Genomic DNA, 26,802 nt, shown 5'->3' with positions numbered 1-26,802 from the left:
AAGCTTCTTCTTGTTTGAAAAAGTAGATAAGGCTCAAATAGGCTTAAGTGTTTTTGTTGGATTTGTATCCGTAATGTGGATTGAAATTTATAAGCTGATTAAGAGGAAGATGTAGTATATAGTCTCAACCTCAATCTTAACCTCAATATCAGCCTCAACCTCAATCTAAAGTACAGTATTACCGAACAATGCTGCATGCTACGAATGTTACTGTAATCTTTTAATGGAATACGGTAAAAATTTTTGTGGCTTCGTTATATGCGCTTTCAAAACTCATAGGACTTGTATTGGTATTCGCTTTTTGAGCAGTGAAATAGGATAGTAGTTTCTCTGTCGGCATATTACCGGTTAAATCATCTTTTGCCATTGGGCAACCTCCAAAGCCCTGAATGGCTCCATCAAAACGAACGCAACCGGCTTTATAAGCAGCATCAACTTTTTCATGCCATTTGTCTGGAGTAGTATGTAAATGCGCGCCAAATTCAATATTTGGGTATTTTCTAATCAAATTCGAAAATAAATAAGTAATCACATCGGGACTGGAACTTCCAATAGTATCCGAAAGCGAAAGGATTTTAACGCCCATATTTGCGAGTCTTTCAGTCCAATCACCTACAATTTCAACATTCCAGGGGTCGCCATACGGATTACCGAAACCCATAGAAAGATATGCAACCACTTCTTTATTCGAAGCATAGGCGATATCTAAAATCTCCTGAAGTGTTAGTAAACTTTCAGCAATAGTTTTGTGTGTGTTCCGCATTTGAAAGTTTTCAGAAATAGAAAACGGAAAACCTAAGTATTGTATTTCTTTATGCGTTGAAGCAATTTTTGCTCCTTGTGTATTGGCAATAATGGCTAGTAGTTTACTTTGCGTTTCCGATAAATCCAATTGAGCTAAAACTTCGGCTGTGTCCTGCATTTGTGGAATCGCTTTTGGCGAAACAAAACTTCCAAAATCAATTGTGTCAAACCCTACACGTAGCAGCGACTGAATATAATCAACCTTATTTTGTGTTGGAATAAAGTCTTTGATACCTTGCATGGCATCGCGTGGACATTCTATGATTTTGATTTCTTTCAAAGCTTCAGAGTTGCAAAGTGGCTAAGTTACAAAGTTTTTTTTAAGGATTTTTTTATTGATTTCGGTTACTAATTTTGGGCCTTCATAAATAAATCCAGTGTAAAGCTGAACTAAACTCGCTCCAGCCTCTAGTTTTTCTAATGCATCTTCAGCCGAATGAATTCCGCCCACTCCAATGATTGGAAAGGCTTTATTGCTTTTCTCCGAAAGAAAACGAATGACTTCTGTTGAGCGTTTGGTTAGAGGCTTACCCGATAAACCACCGGTTTCTCTGGAAACTTCTGGATTATCTTCAGTTTGTAATCCTTCTCGTGAAATGGTTGTGTTTGTTGCAATTACTCCCGCAATTTTTGTTTCATTTACGATATCAATGATATCTAATAGTTGATCATTTGTCAAATCAGGAGCAATTTTTAAAAGTATGGGTTTCTTAGTTGTGTGTTCAGAGTTTCGGGATTCGAGTTTAGATAAAAGTTCTGTTAATGGTTTTTTTTCTTGAAGTTCACGAAGATTCGGAGTGTTTGGCGAACTCACATTCACAACAAAATAATCAACATAATCAAATAAGGCATCAAAGCAAATTAGATAATCAGAAATAGCATCTTCATTTGGCGTAAGCTTATTTTTACCAATGTTTCCACCTATCAGAACACCTTTATTTTTCTTTAATCTCAAAACTGCAGCATCAACGCCTCCATTATTAAACCCCATTCTATTTATGATGGCGTTATATTTTTTTAACCGAAACAAACGTTTTTTTGGATTTCCGTCTTGAGGCTTTGGAGTCAAAGTTCCGATTTCGATAAAACCAAAACCAAAATTTGATAATTCTTTATAGCATTTAGCATCTTTATCAAATCCGGCAGCTAAACCAACTGGGTTTTTGAATTTTAATCCAAAAACTTCACGTTCCAAACGGCTGTCTTTTACTTCATATATCGATTTTAGAATATTGGGAACAAAAGGAATTTTACTAATAAATTTGATAAAAATAAAAGAGAAATAATGAACTTCTTCTGGATCAAACCAAAATAAAATGGGACGAATGAGTAGTTTGTACATGAGTAGTGATGTTGTGCTGCAAAGGTAGAATTTAATTTGAAAATTTTAAGATGTACCAATTTGAAAATTAATTATAAATCTTCAAATCATCAAATCATCAAATTTTCAAATCATCAAATTATATGCTACTTTAGCCAAACAAAAGTTTTAAAATGATTACAGAAGAACAGTTTCAAGAAGAACTTAAATTAATTATACAAAACGGCATCCGTGAGGATATTGGTCCTGGTGATTATAGTTCATTGGCTTCTATTCCTGAATCTGCCATAGGAAGAGCTAAGCTTTTAGTTAAAGAAAGCGGAATAATTGCAGGAGTAGCATTTGCCAAAATGGTTTTTGAGAATGTGGATCCAACTCTAGAGATTGAAACTTTTATTCATGATGGAACAAGAGTAAAACACGGTGATATTGTTTTTCATGTTTCCGGAAGTTCACAATCAATTTTAAAAGCAGAACGATTGGTGCTGAATTCGATGCAGCGAATGTCGGCCATTGCAACCAAGACTAATCAATACGTAAAACTTTTAGAAGGTACAAAAACCAAAATCCTCGATACCAGAAAGACTACACCTGGATTTCGCGCCTGCGAAAAATGGGCAGTAAAAATTGGTGGCGGTGAAAATCATCGTTTTGCATTGTATGATATGGTTATGCTGAAAGACAATCACAATGATTTTGCCGGAGGAATTACAAATGCTATTAACAAAACCAAGGCGTTTTTAAAATTTAATAATCTTGATTTAAAGATTATTGTAGAAGCAAGAAATCTTACCGAAATAAAAGAAATTCTAGATAACATAGGTATTTACCGAATTCTGATTGATAATTTCAATTTTGAAGATACTCGAAAAGCAGTTGAATTAATTGGAGATAAATGCCTAACAGAATCATCTGGAAATATCAATGAAAAAACTATTCGTCAATATGCAGAATGCGGTGTTGATTATATTTCTTCCGGAGCATTAACCCATTCGGTTTACAATATGGATTTAAGTTTAAAAGCTTTTTAATGTCGACAACAACAGAAAATAAATTCATAAAACTTCCAATAATTAAACAGCTCGTTTTCTTATTGAAAAAGATAAAATTGCCATGGCTACATGGTTTGTCTTTATTTGATTTGTTAGACCTTTATTTTGTCGGGATTTTTGAAGGCGCAATTTCATATCGTGCTGCCGCAATTGCGTGGAGCTTCTTTATGGCTTTATTTCCATTCATGCTTTTTATACTAAACCTTATTCCTTATATTCCTATTCAAGGATTTCAAGAGGACTTTTTAGGATTCGTAAAACAAAGTGTTCCGCCAACAACCTATGATGCTATTTTTAAAATCATAAACGATATTTTGCATAACAGTCATAGCGGATTACTTTCAACAGGATTTTTAATAGCTATATTTTTAATGGCAAATGGTATAACTGCTATTCTTGGTGGTTTTGAGACTTCGCATCATATGCATGTTACACTAAAACGAAAATTTTTCAGACAATATTTTGTTGCTTTGGCTTTGTCTATGGTTTTATCATTTCTATTGATAGTAACTGTTGCTGCTATTATAATCTTTGAGGTTTTTATTCAGAAAACAAAAATTCAAGATGTGCTTTCAGATAGTATACCGTTGATTGAATTGGGAAGATATGTTTTTGTCATTCTGATGATATTGTTTTCAACTTCATTGTTATTCAAATTTGGAATCAAACATGATAAGAATAGACCGTTTATATCAATAGGTTCAGTTTTTACTACTATTTTAATTATCATTTCTTCTTATTTCTTCGGAATTTGGGTTGTGAAATTTTCTAAATACAATGAACTTTATGGTTCAATAGGTACATTGTTAGTAGTAATGTTTTATATTTGGATTAATTGCATGATTCTTATATTAGGCTTTGATTTAAATACTTCAATACAACATATAAGACGTGAGAAACAAAAAGAATTAGATAATTAAATGCAATGAAACTAATTTTATCCATTGTTGTTTTCTTTATTTTTCAAGTTAGTTTTTCGCAAACTATTTTTGGAAAATGGAAATCTGTTGATGACGAAACTGGTATGGAGAATGGTATTGTTGAGATTTATGAAAAAGCCGGAAAAGTATATGGTCGAATAATTGAAATTCTTGAGAAAGAAAAAAAACATTTAAAATGTGAAATTTGCGAAGGAGAAGATAAAAACAAACCTGTTTTAGGATTAGTTATTATCAAAGGTTTAAAAAAGAATGGTGATTTTTATGAAGGTGGGAAGATAACCGATCCTAAGAATGGTAAATCATATCACTGTAAAATGAACTTAGAAGGAAAGGATAAATTAATCGTTCGTGGTTATATTGGCATTTCGCTTTTTGGAAGATCACAAACTTGGTTTAGAATATAATAGCTACATAAATAATGAATTTTTTTATTGAAGTTATTCTTCCTCTTTCTTTGCCTAAAACATTTACTTACAGAGTTTCAGAAAATGAATTTGCATTTATTAAAAAAGGAATGCGGGTTTCTGTTCCGTTTGGTAAAAGCAAAATCTACACAGCATTGGTTATCGATTTGCATCGGGAAGAACCAACATTATATGTAGCCAAAGAAATTGATCAAATTCTTGACGAAAGACCAATTGTAAACGAATTACAAATCAATCATTGGTTTTGGATTTCGTCCTATTATATGTGTAACATTGGAGATGTTTATCGAGGTGCTTTGCCATCGGCATTATTGTTAGAAAGCGAAACAATAATTTCACAAAACAATGAAACCTTTGTAGATGAAGCTTCCTTATCCGATGATGAGTTTCTTATTTATGAGGCCCTTCAACATCAAAGTTCATTGAAGATTCAAAACATAATTGACATAGTAAATAAGAAAACGGTTTTGCCTGTTATTCAAAAACTGATTAACAAAAATATTATCTCGCTTCAGGAAGAAATTCGTGAGGAATACAAGCCTAAACTTGTCAAATATATTAGATTACACGAGCAATATCAAAAGGAAGAAAATCTCATTGCCTTACTAGACAGTATAAAATCAGAAAAACGAAAAAACATTTTACTGCAGTATTTTCAAACACAAGCTCGGGAACGACAGCCTATTTCCGTCAAGCAATTAACAGAAACCGCTCAAACTTCGGTAGCTATAGTCAAAGCATTGGTTGATAAACAAATATTTGAAGAATATTTTATTCAAGAAGACCGCGTAAATTTTGAGAATAATAAAGTTGAAAACAAATTTTTATTAAGTGTTGCTCAACAAACAGCATTCGATGAAATTGTGAAATCTTTTGAAGAAAAAGAGGTTGCGCTTTTACACGGTGTAACTTCAAGTGGAAAAACGGAAATATATACCAAACTCATTGATAATTATATTGCTTTGGGTAAGCAAGTCTTGTATTTGCTACCGGAAATTGCTTTAACTACACAATTAGTGGCTCGTTTGACAAAACATTTCGGTAATAAAGTGGCTGTTTTTCATTCCAAATACAGTAACAACGAAAGAGTAGAAGTTTGGTTTCAAGTTTTAAATTCTTCTGATAAAGCACAAGTGGTAATAGGAGCAAGGTCGGCTTTATTTTTACCGTTTAATAATTTAGGGTTAATCATAGTTGATGAAGAGCACGAACAAACTTTTAAACAGCAAGATCCGGCACCAAGATATCACGCCCGTGATGCTGCGATTGTTTTGGCAAACTTACATCAGGCAACCCGTGGTAAAACCGAACTGGGCAGAGCGAAAGTTTTGTTAGGTTCAGCAACTCCAAGTATTGAAACTTATTATAATGCGGCTTCCGGAAAATTTGGTTTAATTGATTTAAAAGAACGTTTCGGAAATGTTCAAATGCCAGAGATTGAACTGGTAGATTTGAAAGACAGTTACTTCCGTAAAAAGATGAAAGGGCATTTCAGCCAAACTTTAATTGAAGAAATAACAGAAGCTTTTGCAAATAATGAACAAGTGATTTTGTTTCAAAACCGTCGTGGCTTTTCACCAGTATTAGAATGTATGACTTGTGGTCATGTGCCACAATGTCCACAATGCGATGTTAGTTTGACGTATCATAAATATAAGAGTCAATTGCGTTGTCATTACTGTGGCTATTCGATGGCTAAGCCATCGAATTGTCATGTTTGTTCTAGTGTTGATTTGGAAACCAAAGGTTTTGGAACAGAACAAATAGAATTGGAATTAGCCGAATTATTTCCTCAGAAAAATATCAAACGTATGGACCAAGATACCACACGCGGTAAATACAGTTTTGAAAAAATTATTGACAGTTTTAAGAATAGAGAAATTGATGTTTTAGTAGGAACCCAAATGCTTGCCAAAGGATTAGATTTTGACAATGTTTCGTTGGTTGGAATTATGAATGCTGATAATATGATCTATCATCCTGATTTTAGGGCATTCGAAAGAAGTTTCCAAATGATGACTCAAGTCGCTGGTAGATCGGGTAGAGCAGAAAAACGTGGAAAAGTGATTATCCAAACCTATAATCCGTTGCATAATATTATTCAGCAAGTTACCAATAATGATTATGAAGGAATGTACAAGGAACAACTTTATGAAAGAAAGATTTATTACTATCCACCATTTTTCCGTTTGATAAAATTGACATTAAAGCATCGTGATTTTGAAAAGCTAAAAGAAGGTTCAATGTGGTTGTATCAGGTTTTAAATCAAAACTTAACCATTCCAGTTCTTGGTCCGGAAGAACCTGCAATCGGAAGAATTCGAAACGAATATATTCGAACTATTATGATAAAAATGCCGGGAGATGCTTCTATTCAAGGTACAAAAAAAACTATCCAGAAAATACTGAATAGTTTTGATTTAGTGTCACAATACAGAACTATTAAAGTTACTGTAAATGTGGATTTTCATTAAGCAATAGCTAAAGCTTTAATTAAATCTTCTTTTTTATTACGACTCAACGGAATTTTAGTAACTCCAATTTCAGCGAACTTACTATTGAAACGTTCCACTTTATCGATATTAATTATGTAAGATTTGTGAACACGAATAAATTTCTCTTTCGATAAATCATTTTCAAAAGACTTCATAGTAGAAAGAACAAGATTACTATCTTCTTCGGTAACTACTTTTACATAATCTCCATAAGCCTCAATCCACTTAATTTTATTGGTATAAATTTTAAGTTTTTTAAGGTTGCTCTTAATAAAGATATGTTCTCCTTCTTCATCTTGATTTTCTTTTTTAAGCATATGGATATCCATAGCTCTTCTAACAGAAGCATTAAAACGATCAAGTGCTATCGGTTTTTGTAGGTAATCCGTAGCGTCATAGTCGAATGCTTTCATAGCATACTCTGCTTTTGACGTGATAAAAATAATTTGAGGTTTTACTTTTAATCCGTCAAGGAAATCAAAACCATTGATGATTGGCATCTCGATATCGAGAAAAATCAAGTCAACGGTATGAACTGACATGCAATTTTTTGCTTCAATTGCATTAGAAAAATCACCAACTAAGTGTAGATTTGGGTGATTATTTACTAACTTCGCGATGATCATTCTCTGAATGGAACTGTCATCGACAACAACACAATTTAGTTTCATAATATTATTAATTATAGATTTGGTTTTGTAAAAGTATATAGTTTTTTTTGAACGACCTAACGTTTTGTCGATTTTTTTTGCTTTTAAACGATATATTTTACTTTTTGACGATTTAATAGGTTTAGCCATTGTATATTAAAAATCTAATTGTAACTTCGCGCCCAATTTAAAATTTAATCATATATAATTATGAATCATTACGAAACTGTTTTCATTTTAAATCCCGTTTTATCTGAAGTTCAGGTAAAGGAAACAGTAAGCAAATTTGAAGATTTTCTTACTGCTAAAGGAGCAAAGATGGTGTCGAAAGAGGATTGGGGCTTAAAAAAACTAGCTTACGAAATCCAAAACAAGAAAAGTGGTTTTTACCATTTATTCGAATTCCAAGTATCAGGAGAAGCTCTTATTGCTTTTGAAACTGAGTTTAGACGTGACGAGAGGGTTATGCGTTTCCTAACTGTAAGTATGGACAAACACGCAATTTCTTGGGCAGAAAGAAGAAGAACTAAATTAAAAGAAGCAAAAGCAAACTAATTATGGCAAATTTACAACAATCAGCTTCAGGAAAGAAAGACGGAGATATCAGATATCTTACTCCTTTAAACATCGAAACTAACAAAACTAAAAAGTATTGTCGTTTCAAAAAATCTGGAATCAAATACATTGATTATAAAGATGCAGACTTTTTATTGAAATTTGTAAACGAGCAAGGTAAAATTTTACCACGTCGTTTGACAGGAACTTCTTTAAAATATCAAAGAAAAGTGTCAGTAGCTGTAAAAAGAGCACGTCACTTAGCTTTAATGCCATACGTGGCCGATTTATTAAAATAATATAAACTAAGTTGTTGGTTTCCCAAACAGCGGAACCTAACTTCTATAATAAGGACAACAACATGGAACTTATCTTAAAACAAGACGTTCAAAATTTAGGCTTTAAAGACGATGTAGTTAACGTAAAAAACGGATACGGTCGTAACTTCTTAATTCCACAAGGATTTGCTTCTTTAGCAACTCCATCCGCGAAAAAAGTATTAGCTGAAAATTTAAAACAAAGAGCACACAAGGAAGCCAAAATTGTAAACGATGCTAAGGCACTAGGTGAAGCTTTGAAAGCTATCGAAATTAAAATTACAGCAAAAGCTGGTGGTGAAAAATTATTTGGTTCTATTTCTAATATTGATATCGCTACTGCTTTAGAAGCTGCCGGTCAAACTGTAGATAGAAAATTCATCACAAGTGGAGTTGTAAAACGTACAGGTAAATATACTGCAACTGTGAGACTTCACAGAGATGTTATAGTTGAATTACCATATGAAATTGTAGCTGAAGTGTAATACTTCTCTACATAGTATAAAAGTCCCGATGTAAGTCGGGATTTTTTTTTGAAGCTATTTCCCGCTTTTCGCGCTAAATTGTAGCTAGCTTCAATCGGGAATAGGCTACAGTTAAATAACAAAATCTAAATCTTAAAATGAAGTATAAAAGATTAACTAAAGAGCAATTTGAAGCATTACACAAAGAATTTTCAAATTTCCTTGCAACCCAATCTATAGATAAAGGAGAATGGGATAAAATAAAAAACGAAAAGCCCGAAGTAGCCGAACAAGAGCTGGATGTTTTCTCCGATTTAATTTGGGAAGGTGTTTTATCCAATGCTAAATATCTGGAACATTTTTCTAAAAATCATATTTTCCTTTTTCATTGTCAGGAAAAATTAATTCAATCTATAGTTTTAAAAGCATTAGAACCACAGGTCGACTTTATGGATAAAGAAGGTTTACAATGGTTGAGTGATAATATATTTACAGATACTGTTGAAATCCACTTGGGTAAAAAGGAATATCAGGAAGAACGAAATGCCTCCATTTTTCATTTGATAAAAGAAGGTGCAATTTTAAGCGACGGACAATTATACCTTCAAATAAACGGTATTATTCAATCATAGTTTTTCTCTTTTTTAAAAATATTTTGGCTATTTTAGTGCGCATAATTTGCAACTAAAATAGCCAATTTCTTTTTATGGATATTCAGAAAATAATTCAGGATTTAAGAGATGAACTTAATCAGCATAATCATAATTATTATGTGTTAGATACCCCAACGATTTCTGATTTTGAATTTGACCAAAAACTAAAACAACTTCAGGAATTAGAAAATAATCATCCTGAATTCTATGATGATAATTCTCCAACACAACGAGTTGGTGGGACGATTACTAAAAATTTTAATACAGTTGTTCATGATTACCGAATGTATTCTTTGGAAAATTCCTATTCCAAAGAAGATTTAATCGATTGGGAAAACCGGATTCAAAAAGTGCTTGGCAATGTCCCGTTACAATATACTTGCGAATTGAAATATGACGGAGCCTCAATTTCTATAACCTATGAAAACGGAAAATTAAATCGTGCTGTTACTCGTGGTGATGGCTTTCAAGGTGATGATGTGACCAATAATATCAAAACCATAAAATCCATTCCTTTAAAACTAAAAGGACAATATCCGGAGCGATTTGATATTCGTGGTGAAATCATTTTGCCTTTTGAAGGTTTTGAAAAAATGAACCAGGAATTAATTGAAATTGGAGAAACGCCTTATTCCAATCCAAGAAATACCGCTTCAGGAAGTCTTAAATTACAGGATAGCAGTGAAGTTGCCAAACGTCCTTTGGAATGCTTGCTCTATTTTATAGTTGGTAATAATTTAACTATTGAATCGCAATATGAAGGTTTAGAATCAGCTCGCAATTGGGGTTTCAAAGTTCCAAAGGAAGCCAAATTGGCAAAAAATCTTGAACAAGTTTTTGATTATATCAATTATTGGGATTCACATAGACATGATTTGCCATATGAAACAGATGGGGTGGTTATTAAAGTAAATGACTTTCACCAACAAGATGAATTAGGATATACCGCCAAATCACCTCGTTGGGCTATAGCATATAAATTTAAAGCAGAACAAGTTTCTACAATATTAAATTCGATTTCATATCAAGTTGGGCGTACAGGGTCTATAACTCCGGTCGCTAATTTGCAACCGGTTCAATTAGCAGGAACAATCGTGAAACGTGCTTCATTGCACAATGCAGATCAAATTGAAAAATTAGATATTCGTATCGGCGATACTGTTTTTGTTGAAAAAGGAGGCGAAATTATTCCGAAAATAATAGGAGTTGATTTAACCAAACGACCAACTAATTCTGAGAGAACTATATACATAACACATTGTCCTGAATGTAATTCGAAATTGATAAGAACCGAAGGTGAAGCCAATCATTATTGTCAAAATTTCTATGGTTGTCCGCCACAAATTATAGGCAGAATTCAACATTACATTTCGCGCAAAGCAATGGATATTGAAGGCCTTGGCGGAGAAACAGTAGCTCTGCTTTTCAATAATGGTTTGGTCAATGATTACGCTGATTTATATGAGTTAACAGTTGAACAAATTCTGCCATTGGAACGAATGGCTCAAAAATCGGCTGAAAATTTAGTTAATGGCGTTCAGAAATCTAAAGAAATTCCGTTTGAAAGAGTTTTGTATGCGATTGGTATTCGATATGTTGGCGAGACTGTTGCTAAGAAATTGGCCAAACATTATAAAAATATTGATGCTTTGCAGAAGGCACCTTTAATGGATTTAATTTTGGTTGATGAAATAGGAGAGAAGATAGCCCAAAGTGTAATCGAGTTTTTTGAAAATCAGGAAAATGTTAAAATTATCGAACGATTAAAACAATTTGGTGTTCAATTGGAATTGGTCGAAAAATTCAATCCAAATGCTACAGACAAATTAGCCGGCAAAACCTTTGTCGTTTCTGGTGTTTTTGAGAAATTCTCGCGTGATGATTTGAAAAAAGCAATTGAAGATAATGGTGGAAAGGTTGGGAGTTCCATTTCTGCCAAAACTGACTTTGTAGTTGCTGGAGATAATATGGGACCAGCAAAACTTGAGAAGGCAAATCAATTAAAAATTGCAATAATTTCAGAAAATGATTTTTTAGAAATGATAACAAATTAGCATTGATTCTGATGCTTTGGTTTTTTTACGTAAATGTAATTATCTTCTAGAAATCAAACAATAATCGACTTTCCTGGAGCTATTTTAGAAACATCACTATCAAAATAAAAATCAATTCTACCAAGATTTACGCCATAACAACCGACTTGGTTTACCAAAACATCTTTTCCTTCTACATTTTTTATTATACTCGGTTTGTCTAAGAAGGTGTGAGTGTGACCACCAATAATCAAATCGATATCTTTTGTCAATGAGGCTAATCTAACATCGCTAATTTTATCCGGTTCATTTTTGTATTGATAACCTATATGTGAAAGACAAATTACCAAATCACATTTTTCTTCCTGCTTTAAAATCCTTGCCATATCTTGAGAAACACTAACTGGATCGTGATAAACAGTTTCTTTGTAGTTTTTTTTATCAACTAAACCTTCAAGTTCAATACCTATTCCAAAAACGCCAACTTTAATTCCATCTTTGCGAACTATTTTATATGGTTTCACATGACCATACATAACGGTATTTTTGAAATCATAATTAGCATTTACAAATTCAAAGTTTGCATTTGGTAACTGATTGTACAGGCCCTCAATACTGTTGTCAAAATCGTGATTTCCAATGGTAGCTAAATCATATTTCATCATGCTCATCAACTTGAATTCTAATTCGCCACCATAATAATTAAAGTAAGGTGTTCCCTGAAAAATATCACCTGCATCAAGTAGTAAAACATTTGGATTTTCCTTTCGGATTGTTTCAATCAGTGCAGCTCTTCTGGCTACGCCACCCATATTCGGATTTTTTGGATGTGTTGGTGGAAAAGGGTCGATATAGCTATGAACATCGTTAGTGTGAAGTATTGTCAATTTTTTGGTTTTAGAATCGACCGAATTAAAACTACTTAATGAAACTCCAGGTGCAGCCGAACAGAGCGGAGTTAAGCCTCCAAGTCCAAGCAATGCTGAACTTAAAGCCGTATTCTGTATAAAATCTCTTCTTTTCATAATACTATTCTTTGGTAATTCTAATGTCTCTATTGGGAACAATCATTTTATTTTCCTTAAAATAATCTATAATAATATTTCGAAGCTTATAATCTAAATTATATTTTTCAACTCCTTTTTTAAAAAAAATCATATTGTCACCTCCATTTGATAAATAGTCAGAAGTGACGACATAATATACTTTAGTATCATCTAATGTTTTTCCATTAATCATAATACTTTTAGGCTGATTGTTTTTATCTATTGCGAAAGTTAATCCTTTTAAAGGATGCGGTTTTTTCTCTGAAATAATAAAGGTAATAATCTCTGAAATCTGTTCGCCTTTCAATCCAATTACAACGGCACTATTTTCAAAAGGCATAATTTCATAAGCAGTTCGTGCAGTTACATTTCCTTTTGGAATAATGCTTCTAATACCACCATGATTGAGTAAACAAATATCAATAGCTTTTTTTTCACGCATTTGAAATACTTTATTGGATTTTTCAAAAGTAATATCGGCTAAAAAGTTCCCCATTGGGGTTTGCCATTCACCTGATTTATCGATACTTTCCGTAGCGTTTCCCAAAACTGCACTCAAATCAGCATCTATTTTATCTCGATAGGGATTAATAAAGTTTTCAATTTGTTGTGTCTGTTGACTTGCACTAGAGTCAACAACTTCAGAATTGACAACTGTAATTCCAATTTCTTTACCTTCGATTTTGGTGATAACGTATTTCTTTTCGGCACAAGAGATAACAGCAGTAAATGTTAATAATAAAACAAAATGCTTTACCACGCCGTTATAGTTTTTTAGTTTTACCATCGCTTATGGAACTAATTTTAGTAAATTTGTAATTCAAGTAAAAGTAGTATGTTTTTAAATTACTTAAAGGATTTTTCAACAAAAAAAATAGTTAAAAATAACTTGTCAAATGTTAAGCATTTGGCTTCCGATAAAGTAATCAAGACCGTAGGGATTATTTTTGATGAAACTTATTTTTATGAAAGAGAAGGTCTCGTCAAAGAGTTAATTCAAAATGGTATTGAAGAAAAAGACATTAAAGTTTTAGTTTATAAAGACAAAATAAAAAAGAATGAGGTTTTTGATTATCCGATTTTTAGTCTCAAAGATTTGAGTTGGCACGGAACAGTAGATAAAAAAGAAGTTAAAAATTTTATAGCTGAACCTTTTGATTTGTTGATTAATTATTATGATACCGAAAAAGTTGCATTACTTTTGGTTTCTAATTTATCTAAAGCGAGTTTTAAGGTTGGTTTTGCCTCGATAGACAAACGATTGAATCATTTTATGATTGATACCAATGCCGAAAACTATATAGTTTTTATGTCTGAATTATTCAAATATTTAAAAATTCTAAATAAAATATAACATGCAATTATTAATCGGAACCGGAGTTGCACTAGTTACACCTTTCAAAAAAGACTTTTCAGTTGACATTGACGCTTTAAAAGCAATCGTAAATTTCCAAATTGATAATGGAATTGATTATTTAGTAGTTCTTGGTACTACTTCCGAAAACGCTACTTTATCAAAAGCTGAAAAAGAATTGGTTATTGAGACTATCGTTGATACCAATAAAGGAAGATTACCATTGGTTTTAGGGGTTGGAAGTAACAATACAGCAGAAGTTGTTGAAGAACTGAAATCAGGAAATTTCTCAGATTTTGTAGCTATCTTATCTGTTTCTCCCTATTATAACAAACCAACACAAGAGGGAATTTACCAACATTTCAAAGCCATTGCAGAAGCATCTCCAATTCCGGTGATTTTATATAATGTTCCTGGCAGAACTTCCAGTAATATGTTGCCTGAAACGATCATAAGATTAGCAAACGATTTTAAAAATATTATTGCTGTTAAAGAAGCTTCAGGCGATATTGTACAGGCTATGAAATTGATACAAGATAAACCAAAAGACTTTTTAGTAATTTCGGGTGATGATATGATTACGTTGCCAATGATTTTAGCAGGCGGTGCAGGTGTTATTTCTGTAATTGCTGAAGGTTTTCCAAAACAGTTTACTGAAATGGTGCATCTTGGTTTAGACAAAAAAGTAGATGATGCTTATAAAATCCATTATTTTTTAGCTGATTCTATTGATATGATTTTTGAACAAGGAAATCCGGCTGGCATCAAGGAAGTATTTAAATCATTGGGCTTATCAGAAAATACAGTTCGTTTGCCATTAGTAAATGTTAATGAAGATTTAGCAAATCGATTGCATCATTTTACCAATAAAATTTCAAAAATGTAGCTTTTTTAAAGTCGAAAAAAATATTTTGTAGTCTATAATTAATAACTAAATTTGCAGTTGATTTTTACAACACAAAATGTGTTTAATATCAGTTGAATCAAATAAAATAATGAAGAAATTTTTAGCCTTATTTGCCGTAATTGTATTTTTATCATCTTGTAGCGAATACCAAAAAGCATTAAAATCGGAAGATATTGCTGTTAAATTTGTTTCAGCTACAAAAATGTACGAAGCCAAAAAATACAATAAAGCGATCCGTCTTTTTGAACAAATTGCCCCGGCTTATAAAGGAAAACCTTCAGCAGAAAAAATGTTTTATATTTATTCACAATCTTTATATAAAACAGAACAATATTATTTGGCGGGTTATCAATTTGAGAGTTTTGTAGCTAGTTATCCAAAAAGTGAAAAGATTGAGGAGGCTTCTTTTTTAGGAGCAAAATCATTCAGTTATTTATCGCCGGTTTATAGTTTAGATCAAACCGATACCTATAAAGCAGTTGATAAGCTTCAAAATTATATTGACACTTATCCGGAAGGACAAAATATGGTTGAAGCAAATTTATTGGTAAAAAATTTAAGAGAAAAATTAGAGAAGAAAGCATACGAAAATGCTAAAATTTATAATACCATTTCAGATTACAAAGCAGCTATAGTAGCATTAGATAATTTTATTATTAATTTTCCTGGAACACCTTATAAAGAGAAAGCATTATTTTACAAATTAGATTCTGCTTATTTATTAGCTATCAATAGTGTTCCTTCAAAAATGAAAGAAAGACTTGAAAACGCAAAAGGAGCTTACTCAAGTTTGATCAAATTTAAAGCAGATACAGAATACAAATCAAAAGCTGACGATATGTTGGCTCGAATTGAAAAAGATTTAAAACAATTTTCTAAATAAAAAAAGTCATGGATTTAAAGAAGACGAATGCACCGGTAAACACAGTTACTTATAACAAGACTGCAATTGAAGAGCGTACTGGAAATGTTTACGAGGCAATTACGATAATGGCTAAAAGAGCAAACCAAATCAATTCTGAAATTAAAAAAGAATTAACTGAAAAGCTAGAAGAGTTTGCTACTTACAATGATAGTCTTGAGGAAATCTTTGAAAATAAAGAACAAATTGAAGTTTCTAAATACTATGAGAAATTACCAAAACCTCACGCATTAGCTGTTCAAGAATGGCTTGATGACAAAATTTACTATAGAGATACTACAAAAGACTAATAAAAGATGTCTGTTTTAAGCGGTAAAAAAATAGTACTAGGAGTATCTGGTGGAATTGCCGCATACAAAACAGCAACATTAGTTAGGTTATTTATTAAAGCAGGTGCACATGTCCAAGTGATAATGACTCCTGCTTCTAAGGATTTTGTAACACCGTTAACTTTATCTACACTTTCAAAAAATCCTGTTCATTCAACATTTTACAACGAAGAAGATGACAATGCTCAATGGAACAATCATGTTGAATTAGGGCTTTGGGCCGATTTAATGCTTATTGCTCCGGCAACTGCCAATACGTTATCTAAAATGGTAAATGGCAATTGCGATAATCTTTTAATTGCAACTTATCTTTCTGCTAAATGTCCGGTTTATTTCGCTCCGGCAATGGATTTAGATATGTACAAGCATCCCTCAACTATTGCAAGCTTTCATACATTAAAACAATTTGGAGATATTATTATTCCGGCAGAAACGGGTCAATTAGCCAGTGGACTATCTGGCGAAGGAAGAATGGCTGAGCCAGAAAATATTATAGCATTCTTAGAAAATGATTTAGAAAGCAAATTACCTTTAAGAGGAAAAAAGATACTTATTACCGCAGGCCCAACTTATGAAGCAATTGATCCGGTTCGATTTATTGGCAATCATTCTTCAGGCAAAATGGGATTTGATATTGCTGAAAGTGGTGCAAATTATGGAGCAGAAGTGATTTTAATTTCAGGTCCAACACACTTAAACACAATAAATCCCGTTATTAATTTAATTCGAGTGACTTCAGCTAAAGAAATGTATGATGCTTGTCATGAACATTTTAATTCAGTTGATGTTGCTATTTGTGCAGCGGCAGTTGCTGATTACAAACCAAAGGTTGTTGCTGAACAAAAGATCAAAAAAGAAGAAGCTATTTTAACAATTGAACTCGAAAAAACACAGGACATATTGGCTTCTTTGGGGAAAATTAAACAAAATCAATTTCTAATTGGCTTTGCTTTAGAAACTGAAAATGAAATTGAAAATGCAAAGTTGAAAATTCAGAAAAAAAACTTAGATTTGATTGTTTTAAATTCGCTTCAGGATGAAGGTGCTGGTTTTGGAAAAGCTACCAACAAAATTACCTTTATAAATAAAGATTTTATAGTAGAACCGATGGATTTGAAATCAAAAGAATTGGTTGCAAACGATATTATGAATAAAGTAATTTCTTTTAATGAAATGATCACAAAGAGTAAGTAGTATATACTATTTTCTTCAATTGCGAATTCTATGTGACAAATTAAAAAACAATTTATACTTACACATGAAAAATAGAATCAGTTTTCTTTTTTTGCTTTTTGTTGGATTAGCGCAAGCACAACAATTAAATTGTTCGATTCAGATAAATTCGGATAAAATTGCAACGACTAATAACCAAATATTTAAAAATTTAAAAACTTCAATAAGTGATTTTGTAAATAAAACGGATTGGACAGGAGAGGAATATAAGCAAAATGAGAAAATTGAATGCTCCATGGTTATTATTGTTAACAGCTATGAATCAAATCAGTTTTCTGCAACAATTCAGGTTCAGTCAACAAGACCGGTTTTTAATTCAACTTACGAATCGCCGGTATTCAACTATAACGACAAAGATTTTAATTTTCGTTATGTTGAGTTTGAAATTTTGCAATTTAATCCCTCTAATTTTGATTCCAATTTAGTTTCAGTTTTGGCTTATTACTGTTATATGATTATTGGTTTTGATGCAGATACTTATGCTTTAATGTCTGGAAATAAGCACTATGAAACAGCGCAGCAAATATTAACAGTTGCACAACAAAGTGGTTTAAAAGGATGGAGTCAATCAGATGGAAATCAAAACAGATATTTTTTAGTAACAGATATTCTTTCAGGAACATTTGATGATTATAGAGTAACTTTGTATAAATATCACAGAGAAGGATTAGATACCATGGCTAATGATGTAAAAGGCTCTAAAAATAAAATTATTGAAGCCATTGGCACTTTATCAAACCTGTATCAAGTTCGTTCAAATGCGTTTTTAACCCGTGTTTTTTTTGATGCCAAAGCCGATGAATTGGTTTCTATATTATCTGGTGGTCCAAAAGTTTCTTTAAATGCGACTATCGATAACTTAAATAAGTTGTCACCACTCAATACAAGTAAATGGTCGGCAATTAAGTTATAATAAGTATATTACTATTTTAAACTTTCCTTCATTTTCTGAACATGATTACATCATTATCCATTGAGAATTTTGCCCTTATAGAAAAATTAGATATTGATTTTTCGAATGGATTTTCAATAATAACAGGTGAAACTGGCGCAGGAAAATCTATACTTCTTGGTGCGTTGGGTTTGGTTTTAGGAAAACGTGCCGATTTGACTTCACTTAAAAATAAAGACGAAAAGTGCATTGTTGAAGCCAATTTTTCTATTGGTAAATACGATTTGGAATTTTTCTTTGAATCCAATGATTTAGATTATGAGCAGGAAACTATAATTCGAAGAGAAATTCTGCCTTCCGGAAAATCGCGCGCTTTTGTAAACGATAGTCCAGTTAATCTTCAACAACTGCAAGATTTAAGTCTTTATTTGATAGATGTGCATTCACAACATCAAACTTTAGAACTATCAGAAGAAGAGTACCAGTTTAAAATCATAGATGCTATTGCTAATAATCATGAGTTTCTTATTGAATATCAATCTGGTTTAAAAAAATACCGTGTTGCAAAATTGACTTTAGAATCTAAAAAAAATGAGTTATCAGCAGTTTTAAAAGAGAAAGACTATAACGAGTTTTTGTATCAGGAATTAGAAATAGCCAATTTAAAAGAAGGCGAATTAGAAGAATTAGAGCAACAATATCAAACATTAAGTAATGTTGAATTCATAAAAGAAAATTTAGATAAACTATTATCTATTTCTAATGAAGAAGAATTTGGAGTTTTAAAAAATCTAAAAGAATTTAAAGCAGTTCTTCAGAAAAATGTTGGTTTTTCAACTGAATACCAATCACTTTTTGAACGAACTAACAGTCTCTTAATTGAATTTGATGATATAGTAAAAGAATTAAATCGTGAATCAGATTTGGTCTTTAATGATCCTGAGAAATTGGAAACCGTCAATCAAAAATTGCAACTGATTTATAATCTTCAAAAAAAGCATAATGTTTTAACTGTTGAAGAATTAATTCAGATTCAAACTGATTTAGAAGGCAAAGTTGTTTCAGTTGTTACTTTAGAAGAGGAAATTCTAGAGCTTGAAAAAAGCATCAAAGATTTAGAATTGCAGCTTGATGAAGTTGCAAATAAAATAAGCTATAGTAGGAGAGAAGCGATTCCCAATTTATCTGAACAACTAATAGCAATTTTGAATCTGTTAGGTATGCCGAATGTTCGGTTTAAAATTGATATTATAGCATCTGAAACTTATTACAACAATGGAAAAGATTCATTACAATTTTTATTTTCTGCTAATAAAGGAACCGATTTCGGTATGCTTAAGAAAGTTGCTTCTGGCGGTGAAATGTCTAGAATTATGCTAGCAGTTAAATCTATTCTATCTCAATATTCCAAGTTGCCAACAATAATTTTTGACGAAATAGACACTGGTGTTTCGGGCGAAATCTCTAATAAAATGGGAGAAATAATGAGAGACATGAGTAAAACCATGCAAGTTTTTGCCATTACACATCTTCCTCAAATTGCGGCAAAAGGAACACACCACTACAAAGTTTTCAAAACTGTTTTGGGAGAAAATACCGTTTCAGAATTGAAGTTGTTAAACAATGATGAAAGAATAATAGAAATTGCCGAGATGCTTTCCGGAAAAGACATTTCTGATTCAGCTATTAATCATGCTAAAGCATTGTTGAATTGAAATCCGAATTTATTACTTTTGCAACATCAAACTTTAGGTTTACAGGCATAAAAACTAACATAAAATACATATCATATGATTATTGAACCAAGAATGCGAGGATTTATTTGTTTGACAGCTCATCCCGATGGATGTGCTCAAAATGTTAAAAATCAAATTGAATATGTAAAGTCAAAAGGACATATTGATGGCGCTAAAAAAGTATTAATAATTGGAGCTTCAACTGGTTTTGGTTTGGCTTCAAGGATAACAAGTGCTTTTGGTTCAGGAGCTGGAACAATTGGAGTTTTCTTCGAAAAACCGCCGTCAGAAGGAAAAACCGCAACTCCGGGTTGGTATAATTCTGCAGCTTTTGAAACAGAAGCTCAAAAAGCAGGTTTATATGCTAAAAGTATTAATGGCGATGCGTTTTCTAATGAAGTTAAACAACAAACAATTGATTTGATTAAAGCCGATTTAGGGCAGGTTGATATGGTAATTTACAGTTTAGCATCGCCAGTTCGTATGCATCCTGTCACGGGAGTTTTACATCGTTCTGTACTTAAACCTATAGGGCAAACATTTTCAAACAAAACAGTTGATTTTCATACGGCTTTAGTTTCGCAAGTTACTATTGAACCTGCAAATCAGGAAGATATTGACAATACTGTAGTTGTAATGGGTGGTGAAGATTGGAAAATGTGGATTGATGCATTAAAAAATGCAGGAGTTTTAGCTAATGGCGCAACAACTATTGCTTATTCTTATATTGGACCAGAGGTTACAGAAGCAGTTTATAGAAAAGGAACAATAGGTAGAGCTAAAGATGATTTGGAAGCAACTGCTTTTAAAATTACGAATGATCTGAAGTCTTTAAATGGAAATGCCTACGTTTCAGTAAATAAAGCTTTGGTGACTCAAGCAAGTTCCGCCATTCCTGTAATTCCACTTTATATATCTTTATTATATAAAATTATGAAAGCTGAAGGCGTTCATGAAGGTTGCATCGAACAAATTCAAAGATTGTTTGAACAACGCCTTTATACAGGAAAAGAAGTTTTAACTGACGACAAAGGAAGAATCAGAATTGACGATTGGGAAATGCGAGATGATATTCAAGATAGAATAAAAACGTTGTGGGAGAAAGCAACTACTGAAAACCTTTCAGAAATTGGTGACTTATCTGGTTATAAACAAGATTTTTTAAATCTTTTTGGATTTGGATTTGAAGGAATTGATTATAATGTAGATACAAATGAATTAGTGAAAATACCTAGCATATAATCAATAGTTTATATTAAAATTAAAAACTCACAAATATTAATTGTGAGTTTTTTTATTTATTACTACTTTTATGCCATCTAACTTTTTTTAAACATTTAACTCATGAAAAAAATTACTTTTTTATTACTGATGTTAGTCAGTTATTCAGGGTTTGCGCAATTTCCTTTACCCTATTGCGGACCATTGACTTTCACTTCGAATGTTGAACCGATTACACTAGTAAACTTTGCTGGGATTAATAATTCAACTTCAGCCGTTGTAGGAGCTAATGATGGAACTACAATTATTGCTCATGAAGATTATTCCACACTTACAGGTAATGTTACAGCTGGTAGTTCTTATACAATAACATTAAAAGGTAATACCGATGGAAACTATGTAACATATTTAAGAGTTTATGTTGATTGGAACCAAAATAATGATTTTACTGATGCGGGTGAATCTTATGATGTTGGTACAATTACTAATTCTACTGGAGAAGATGCAATTCAATTAACTGGGAGTATATTAGTTCCTCCAACTGCTTTAACTGGAAACACTAGAATGAGAGTTATTAAAAGATTTAATGCTTATAGCACTTCTTGTCAAACTGGTACGGGTTTCGGACAAGCAGAAGATTATTCACTTTTAGTAGCACCACTACCTCCGGATTTACCTGATTATGCCAATTTACAATTTCCTTACACTGCAACAATCAATCAAGGTGGAAGTGTAACAGTTTATGGTCAAATATACGAGGCTGGATTAACAGATGTTGCTCCTAATATTACTGGACAAGCTCCAGGAATTCTAGCTTGGGTTGGATATAGTACAACCGATACTAATCCAAATACTTGGACAAATTGGACAGCAGCTACTTGGAATTCTGGGATGATAGGAAATAATGATGAATATCAAGTAAATCTGGGAGCTGGTTTACTTCCGGGTACCTATTATTATGCTACAAGATATCAGTTAAATGGAGGTGCTTTTGTTTATGGTGGAACTAATTATGGTTTTTGGAATGGGACGGATAAAATTAATGGGGTCTTGACTGTTAATCCACCGTTACCACCAGCTAATGACAATTGTTCTGGTGCTACGTCATTAACTGTTAATTCAGATTTCTTATGTGGTACAGTGTCTTCTGGTACTGTAGTTGGTGCAACAGCTTCAACACAAGATGCAGCTGCATGCGGAGGAACTGAAGATGATGATGTTTGGTTTTCTTTTACTGCTACTTCAACATCTCATAGAATAAGTATATTAAATGCTGCCGGTTCTACTACAGATATGTATCACTCTTTATGGACAGGAGCAGATTGTAATAGTTTAGCTCTAGTTACAGGATCTTGTTCTGATGCTGATGTTAGTAATCCAACTGGATTAAGTATTGGTCAAATATACTATGTTAGAGTTTATACTTGGAATGCTACTGCAGGTCAGACTACTACATTTAACGTTTGTGTAGGTACACCACCACCTCCTCCAACAAATGATAATTTTGCAACTCCTATTGCTATAAGTTGTGGGAATACTTATTCAGGAGACACTTCAACACCAGTAACTTTAGATGAAGATAATGCTCCTGATGGTTTTGGTGCAGATATGGATGCTCCAAATCTTTGGTATTCATTTACCGGTAGTGGATCAGCACAGACAGTAACATTAAGTTTATGTAATTCATCTTATGATACATCAGTTTTAGTATATACTGGAACATCTGGTAATTTGACATTAGTTGCTGGAAATGACGATTTTGCGTCTTGTAATGTAACTAATGATTCTACGCGTTCAAAAGTTATTTTTACTTCAGACGAAACTACAACTTATTATGTTGCTGTTGAAGGATGGAATGTAGGAAGTGTTGGGGCTTTTGTTATGGATGTAACTTGTGCCGCAGTAACTCCTCCAGCAGTAGCCAACCAAGATTGTGGAACTGCATTAAATGTTCAAGTTGATGGATTAGACAATAATTCGGATAACTCATTTGGAACTGTATCCTCAACTCAACCATCTTGTGATCTTTTTGGTTCAATACAAGATGTTTGGTTTTCATTTCAAGCTCCAGCTTCTGGAAATGTTACATGTTTAGTTACACCAACTACAATGACATCTTTGAACTTTAATTTATATTCAGGTACATGTGCAGCATTGACTGCATTAACTGGAACTTGTAATTCTAATTTAACTGTTGCTACATCTGAAGTTTTAACTGGGTTAACTCCAGGTGAAACATATTTTGTTCAAGTGTGGAGTAATTCAGCAGAACAAGGAACATTTACATTAAAGCTATCTGATAATAGTTTAGGAAACAGTTCTTTTGACGATGCTAATTTTTCATACTTTCCAAATCCAGTTAAAAACACATTGAATTTATCTTATAACCAAGAAATTTCAAATGTTGAAGTGTTTAATTTGTTAGGACAAAAAGTTATTTCAAATGTTATTAATGCTAATGCTGCTCAAATTGATATGTCAAACCTTTCAAAAGGAGCATATATGGTTAAAGTAACATCCAACAATCAACTAAAAACTATTAAGGTTATCAAAGAATAATAATAAGATTTTCTTACATAATCAAACCACCTAAATTTTAGGTGGTTTTTCTTTTGTATTAAACATATATTTGTTAAAAAAATAGCAATGTTATTTTCTGTAATTATTCCAGTTTATAATCGACCTGATGAGATAAAAGAATTATTAGAAAGTCTCGTGGTTTCTGATTATAATAAGCCCTACGAAATTGTAATTGTTGAAGACGGATCTTCAATAACATGTAATAATGAAATTGAAAATTTTAAAGACAAATTAAATATATCTTATTATTTTAAAGAGAATAGTGGTCCAGGTGACTCAAGAAACTTTGGAATGAAAAAATCTAAAGGAGATTATTTTATCATATTTGATTCCGATTGTATTATTCCAAAAGAGTATCTTACTGAAGTTGAAAATGAATTAACAGCTAATTATGTTGATTGCTTTGGAGGTTCCGATGCTGCTTTAGATTCTTTTTCAGCTATTCAGAAAGCAATAAATTTCGCTATGACATCTTTTCTAACGACAGGTGGAATTCGTGGAGGTTCTGAAAAATTATCTAAATTCCAACCACGCAGTTTTAATATGGGAATTTCAAAAAAAGCTTTTGAAGATTCTAAGGGTTTTGGAAATATTCATCCTGGAGAAGATCCAGATTTATCAATCAGATTATGGAAATTAGGATATGAAACTAGACTTTTTTCAAAAGCAATAGTTTATCATAAACGAAGAATTGATTGGGATAAATTTTCTGTTCAAGTAAATAAATTTGGAAAAGCCAGACCAATCCTTAATTCTTGGTATCCTGAATATAGTAAATTAACTTTTTACTTTCCATCGTTGTTTATCATTGGATTTTCAATTTCAATATTTTTATTTTTATTTGGAATTGAGTTTCCGATACTGTGCTACTTGCTTTATTTTGGTTTGATATTCATTTTTTCATCAATACAAAACAAAAGTTTTAAAATAGGATTTCTATCTGTAATAGCTGTTATTAAACAATTTTTTGGATATGGGAGAGGTTTTTTAGAATCATATTTTAAAATTATCATTAATAAACAAAAACCCGAAATAGCATTTCCAGAATTATTTTTTAAAGTAAAATCATGACTAAAATAATTGGATTAACAGGGGGAATTGGCTCTGGAAAAACGTTGGTTGCCGAATATTTTAAATCATTGGGAATTCCGGTATACATTGCTGATAAAGAAGCTAAACAATTGATGACTTCTGATTATATTATTAATGCGTTAAGTAATGAATTTGGAAAAGAAATTTTAGAAAACGGAATTCTTAATCGTGAAAAGCTAGCTCAACTTGTTTTTAATAATCCAAAAAAGCTCCAAAAGCTTAATAGTATTGTTCACCCTGAAGTTAAAAAACACTTCGACAATTGGGTTGAAAAGCATAAAAATTACCCTTTTGTTGTTAAAGAAGCTGCTATTTTATTCGAATCCGGAAGCTATAAATATTGCGATACTATTATCACAGTAACTTGTCCATTGGAAATTCGACTTCAACGAGTTATGAAACGCGATAAAACGGATAGAGAATCTGTTTTAAAAAGAATTGAAAACCAATGGACTGACGAACAAAGAATTGCAAAAAGTGATTATGTTATTGATAATTTGTCTGTTGAATTCACTAAAAAACAGGTTGCTGTAATTCTTAAAAAATTAAAAAATCAATAATTTATGACCAAGATGTTAATATTTGGTTAATGTATTTATAGTATAAATGTTAAAAAGTTAAATTTGTTTAATGAATAAGTTGTTTTTTCGTTTACTGATTGTCTTAATGAGTTTGTCTTTAATAGGTATAATTCTAGTTCAAGTTTATTGGTTTGATAAGTCTTTTGAAAACAACGAAGAACAATTTAAGTATCATGTAAAACAAGTTCTTGGGAATGTTGCTGATAAATTACAAAAAAATGAGCAATATTCATATTATGAAATGTATAACCGTCTGAAAGATAGTATAGGTAAAACTCCAGAAAAAATTGATTTTTTAGAGTTTGGTTACTATCAGCGAGATTCAAGAACTAATGAAACAATAATATATTCAAACAGCATAAATTCTGAAGACTATGGAATTTCGGCTTCGTTCTTTGACAAAAAATTAGATAGCGTAAAGCTCAAAAATTTCACAGCAAAAAGAAAAACTGAGATTTACAATGATGATATAGATAAATCAAATTTAAAACAAAAGGTTACTCCCGATATTAAAATTGAAAAATCCGGTCGTTTAGATATATTGGACAACGCGCAATTTGAAATTGTATATAAAGATATTGCAGCGGTAAAGCCAATTCAAAAAAGAGTTTCAAATGAGATGATGCATAAGTTATTATTTGAAGAACTCAATGAATACGGTGTTAAAACTCCCTTTGAATTTAATGTTTACAGTAACGGTTTGGCAACAAAAATTAAATCGGAAGGGTTTCGGTATGAAAAAAAATCAACTTATTCCATTCCAATTTTTATTGATAATGATGGGAATAATAAATACCAATTGTTATTGACTTTTCCTCAAAAGAAAAAGTTCTTGTTTTCGGAATTAATTGGCATATGTATTTTATCAATTATTTTTACTCTTATTATCATTATCGCCTATGCAAGTGCTTTAAATCAATTGATAAAACAGCGTCAAATTTCTCTTATCAAAACTGATTTTATTAATAACATGACACACGAATTTAAAACGCCAATTGCAACGATAAATTTAGCTTTGGATGCCATCAAAAATCCAAAAATCATTGATGATAAAGAAAAGGTGCTTCGCTACTTGCAAATGATAAAAGACGAAAATAAGCGAATGCATGCACAAGTTGAAAATGTGTTACGAATTTCAAAACTCGAGAAAAAAGAATTAGATATCTATAAAGAATCTGCCAACATTCACGAGATAATCG

The 26,802-nt window shown here is 32.0% G+C and carries 26 protein-coding genes; 21 read left to right on the top strand and 5 right to left on the bottom strand.

Annotation, left to right across the window (positions count from 1 at the left end; all coding sequences use genetic code 11):
• Positions 1-220 precede the first annotated feature (220 nt).
• Together ACOYLP_RS03355 and ACOYLP_RS03350 are read right to left on the bottom strand one after the other, a co-directional pair.
• The gene (locus tag ACOYLP_RS03355) at positions 221-1,045 is read right to left on the bottom strand and encodes a hydroxymethylglutaryl-CoA lyase (RefSeq protein ID WP_422854758.1); all 825 of its coding nucleotides are present in this window, start codon (positions 1,043-1,045) and stop codon (positions 221-223) included.
• Between the two features lie 60 nt (positions 1,046-1,105).
• Complete coding sequence (locus tag ACOYLP_RS03350) at positions 1,106-2,146, bottom strand: quinone-dependent dihydroorotate dehydrogenase (RefSeq protein WP_422854757.1); 1,041 nt, start codon at positions 2,144-2,146, stop codon at positions 1,106-1,108.
• A gap of 152 nt (positions 2,147-2,298) precedes the next feature.
• Here ACOYLP_RS03350 and nadC point away from each other — a divergent pair, with 152 nt between their 5' ends.
• Genes nadC through priA form a run of 4 tightly spaced genes read left to right on the top strand, consistent with a single transcriptional unit; the run spans position 2,299 to position 7,017 of the window.
• On the top strand, positions 2,299-3,156 hold the full coding sequence (gene nadC / locus ACOYLP_RS03345; RefSeq protein WP_422854756.1) for a carboxylating nicotinate-nucleotide diphosphorylase: 858 nt from the start codon (positions 2,299-2,301) through the stop codon (positions 3,154-3,156).
• Positions 3,156-4,097 (top strand): YihY/virulence factor BrkB family protein, encoded by a 942-nt coding sequence (locus ACOYLP_RS03340; RefSeq protein ID WP_422854755.1) that lies wholly within the window; start codon positions 3,156-3,158, stop codon positions 4,095-4,097. The genes nadC and ACOYLP_RS03340 overlap by 1 nt, the downstream gene beginning before the upstream one ends.
• A 5-nt stretch (positions 4,098-4,102) precedes the next feature.
• On the top strand, positions 4,103-4,522 hold the full coding sequence (locus tag ACOYLP_RS03335) for a DUF2147 domain-containing protein (protein ID WP_422854754.1): 420 nt from the start codon (positions 4,103-4,105) through the stop codon (positions 4,520-4,522).
• Between the two features lie 14 nt (positions 4,523-4,536).
• Positions 4,537-7,017: a replication restart helicase PriA gene (gene priA / locus ACOYLP_RS03330; protein ID WP_422854753.1), complete on the top strand. Its 2,481-nt coding sequence runs from the start codon at positions 4,537-4,539 to the stop codon at positions 7,015-7,017.
• Here priA and ACOYLP_RS03325 read toward each other — a convergent pair.
• Entirely contained in the window at positions 7,014-7,709 is a 696-nt protein-coding gene (locus ACOYLP_RS03325; protein WP_422854752.1) for a LytR/AlgR family response regulator transcription factor, read from the bottom strand. The two genes, priA and ACOYLP_RS03325, sit on opposite strands and share 4 nt — an antisense overlap.
• A 189-nt stretch (positions 7,710-7,898) precedes the next feature.
• Between ACOYLP_RS03325 and rpsF the strand changes: the two genes are divergently transcribed.
• From rpsF to ligA, 5 genes are all read left to right on the top strand, one after another.
• Complete coding sequence (rpsF, locus tag ACOYLP_RS03320) at positions 7,899-8,243, top strand: 30S ribosomal protein S6 (protein WP_396141610.1); 345 nt, start codon at positions 7,899-7,901, stop codon at positions 8,241-8,243.
• Between the two features lie 2 nt (positions 8,244-8,245).
• Positions 8,246-8,542 (top strand): 30S ribosomal protein S18, encoded by a 297-nt coding sequence (gene rpsR, locus ACOYLP_RS03315; RefSeq protein WP_136152299.1) that lies wholly within the window; start codon positions 8,246-8,248, stop codon positions 8,540-8,542.
• Positions 8,543-8,604: 62 nt separating this feature from the next.
• The gene (gene rplI / locus ACOYLP_RS03310) at positions 8,605-9,045 is read left to right on the top strand and encodes a 50S ribosomal protein L9 (RefSeq protein ID WP_422854751.1); all 441 of its coding nucleotides are present in this window, start codon (positions 8,605-8,607) and stop codon (positions 9,043-9,045) included.
• Positions 9,046-9,182: 137 nt separating this feature from the next.
• The gene (locus ACOYLP_RS03305; RefSeq protein ID WP_422854750.1) at positions 9,183-9,656 is read left to right on the top strand and encodes a DUF6495 family protein; all 474 of its coding nucleotides are present in this window, start codon (positions 9,183-9,185) and stop codon (positions 9,654-9,656) included.
• 74 nt (positions 9,657-9,730) lie between these two features.
• Positions 9,731-11,731, top strand: coding sequence for an NAD-dependent DNA ligase LigA (gene ligA, locus ACOYLP_RS03300; RefSeq protein ID WP_422854749.1), 2,001 nt, complete (start codon positions 9,731-9,733; stop codon positions 11,729-11,731).
• Between the two features lie 53 nt (positions 11,732-11,784).
• Here ligA and ACOYLP_RS03295 read toward each other — a convergent pair whose 3' ends face one another.
• Positions 11,785-12,735, bottom strand: a complete 951-nt coding sequence (locus ACOYLP_RS03295) for a bifunctional metallophosphatase/5'-nucleotidase (RefSeq protein WP_422854748.1) — start codon at positions 12,733-12,735, stop codon at positions 11,785-11,787.
• A 4-nt stretch (positions 12,736-12,739) separates the two neighbouring features.
• Positions 12,740-13,543 carry a 5'-nucleotidase C-terminal domain-containing protein gene (locus ACOYLP_RS03290; RefSeq protein ID WP_422854747.1) on the bottom strand — a complete coding sequence of 268 codons (804 nt, stop codon included), beginning with the start codon at positions 13,541-13,543 and terminating at the stop codon, positions 12,740-12,742.
• A gap of 48 nt (positions 13,544-13,591) precedes the next feature.
• On the opposite strand from ACOYLP_RS03290, the gene ACOYLP_RS03285 reads away from it, so the two are divergent.
• The 12 genes from ACOYLP_RS03285 to ACOYLP_RS03230 form a co-directional block, all read left to right on the top strand.
• Positions 13,592-14,110 (top strand): DUF6913 domain-containing protein, encoded by a 519-nt coding sequence (locus ACOYLP_RS03285; protein WP_422854746.1) that lies wholly within the window; start codon positions 13,592-13,594, stop codon positions 14,108-14,110.
• A gap of 1 nt (position 14,111) precedes the next feature.
• Positions 14,112-14,996: a 4-hydroxy-tetrahydrodipicolinate synthase gene (dapA, locus tag ACOYLP_RS03280; RefSeq protein ID WP_422854745.1), complete on the top strand. Its 885-nt coding sequence runs from the start codon at positions 14,112-14,114 to the stop codon at positions 14,994-14,996.
• A gap of 109 nt (positions 14,997-15,105) precedes the next feature.
• A complete protein-coding gene (locus ACOYLP_RS03275) occupies positions 15,106-15,900 on the top strand; it encodes an outer membrane protein assembly factor BamD (RefSeq protein ID WP_422854744.1) in 795 nt (264 codons plus the stop codon).
• An 8-nt stretch (positions 15,901-15,908) separates the two neighbouring features.
• Positions 15,909-16,229 carry a DNA-directed RNA polymerase subunit omega gene (locus ACOYLP_RS03270; RefSeq protein WP_236396634.1) on the top strand — a complete coding sequence of 107 codons (321 nt, stop codon included), beginning with the start codon at positions 15,909-15,911 and terminating at the stop codon, positions 16,227-16,229.
• A gap of 6 nt (positions 16,230-16,235) precedes the next feature.
• Positions 16,236-17,462: a bifunctional phosphopantothenoylcysteine decarboxylase/phosphopantothenate--cysteine ligase CoaBC gene (coaBC, locus tag ACOYLP_RS03265; protein WP_422854743.1), complete on the top strand. Its 1,227-nt coding sequence runs from the start codon at positions 16,236-16,238 to the stop codon at positions 17,460-17,462.
• Positions 17,463-17,526: 64 nt separating this feature from the next.
• A complete protein-coding gene (locus ACOYLP_RS03260; RefSeq protein WP_422854742.1) occupies positions 17,527-18,414 on the top strand; it encodes a DUF4835 family protein in 888 nt (295 codons plus the stop codon).
• Between the two features lie 41 nt (positions 18,415-18,455).
• Entirely contained in the window at positions 18,456-20,108 is a 1,653-nt protein-coding gene (gene recN / locus ACOYLP_RS03255; protein WP_422854741.1) for a DNA repair protein RecN, read from the top strand.
• A gap of 75 nt (positions 20,109-20,183) precedes the next feature.
• Positions 20,184-21,371, top strand: coding sequence for an enoyl-ACP reductase FabV (fabV, locus tag ACOYLP_RS03250; protein ID WP_422854740.1), 1,188 nt, complete (start codon positions 20,184-20,186; stop codon positions 21,369-21,371).
• A 102-nt stretch (positions 21,372-21,473) separates the two neighbouring features.
• A complete protein-coding gene (locus tag ACOYLP_RS03245; RefSeq protein ID WP_422854739.1) occupies positions 21,474-23,909 on the top strand; it encodes a T9SS type A sorting domain-containing protein in 2,436 nt (811 codons plus the stop codon).
• A gap of 87 nt (positions 23,910-23,996) precedes the next feature.
• Positions 23,997-25,001: a glycosyltransferase gene (locus ACOYLP_RS03240; RefSeq protein WP_422854738.1), complete on the top strand. Its 1,005-nt coding sequence runs from the start codon at positions 23,997-23,999 to the stop codon at positions 24,999-25,001.
• Positions 24,998-25,582, top strand: a complete 585-nt coding sequence (gene coaE, locus ACOYLP_RS03235; protein WP_422854737.1) for a dephospho-CoA kinase — start codon at positions 24,998-25,000, stop codon at positions 25,580-25,582. The genes ACOYLP_RS03240 and coaE overlap by 4 nt, the downstream gene beginning before the upstream one ends.
• Before the next feature lie 70 nt (positions 25,583-25,652).
• A partial coding sequence (locus tag ACOYLP_RS03230) for a sensor histidine kinase (RefSeq protein WP_422854736.1) occupies positions 25,653-26,802 on the top strand: 1,150 nt, incomplete at its 3' end.

The organism is Flavobacterium sp., from assembly GCF_049318325.1.
GTDB lineage: Bacteria > Bacteroidota > Bacteroidia > Flavobacteriales > Flavobacteriaceae > Flavobacterium.
This window is presented reverse-complemented; position numbering and strand designations above follow the sequence as displayed.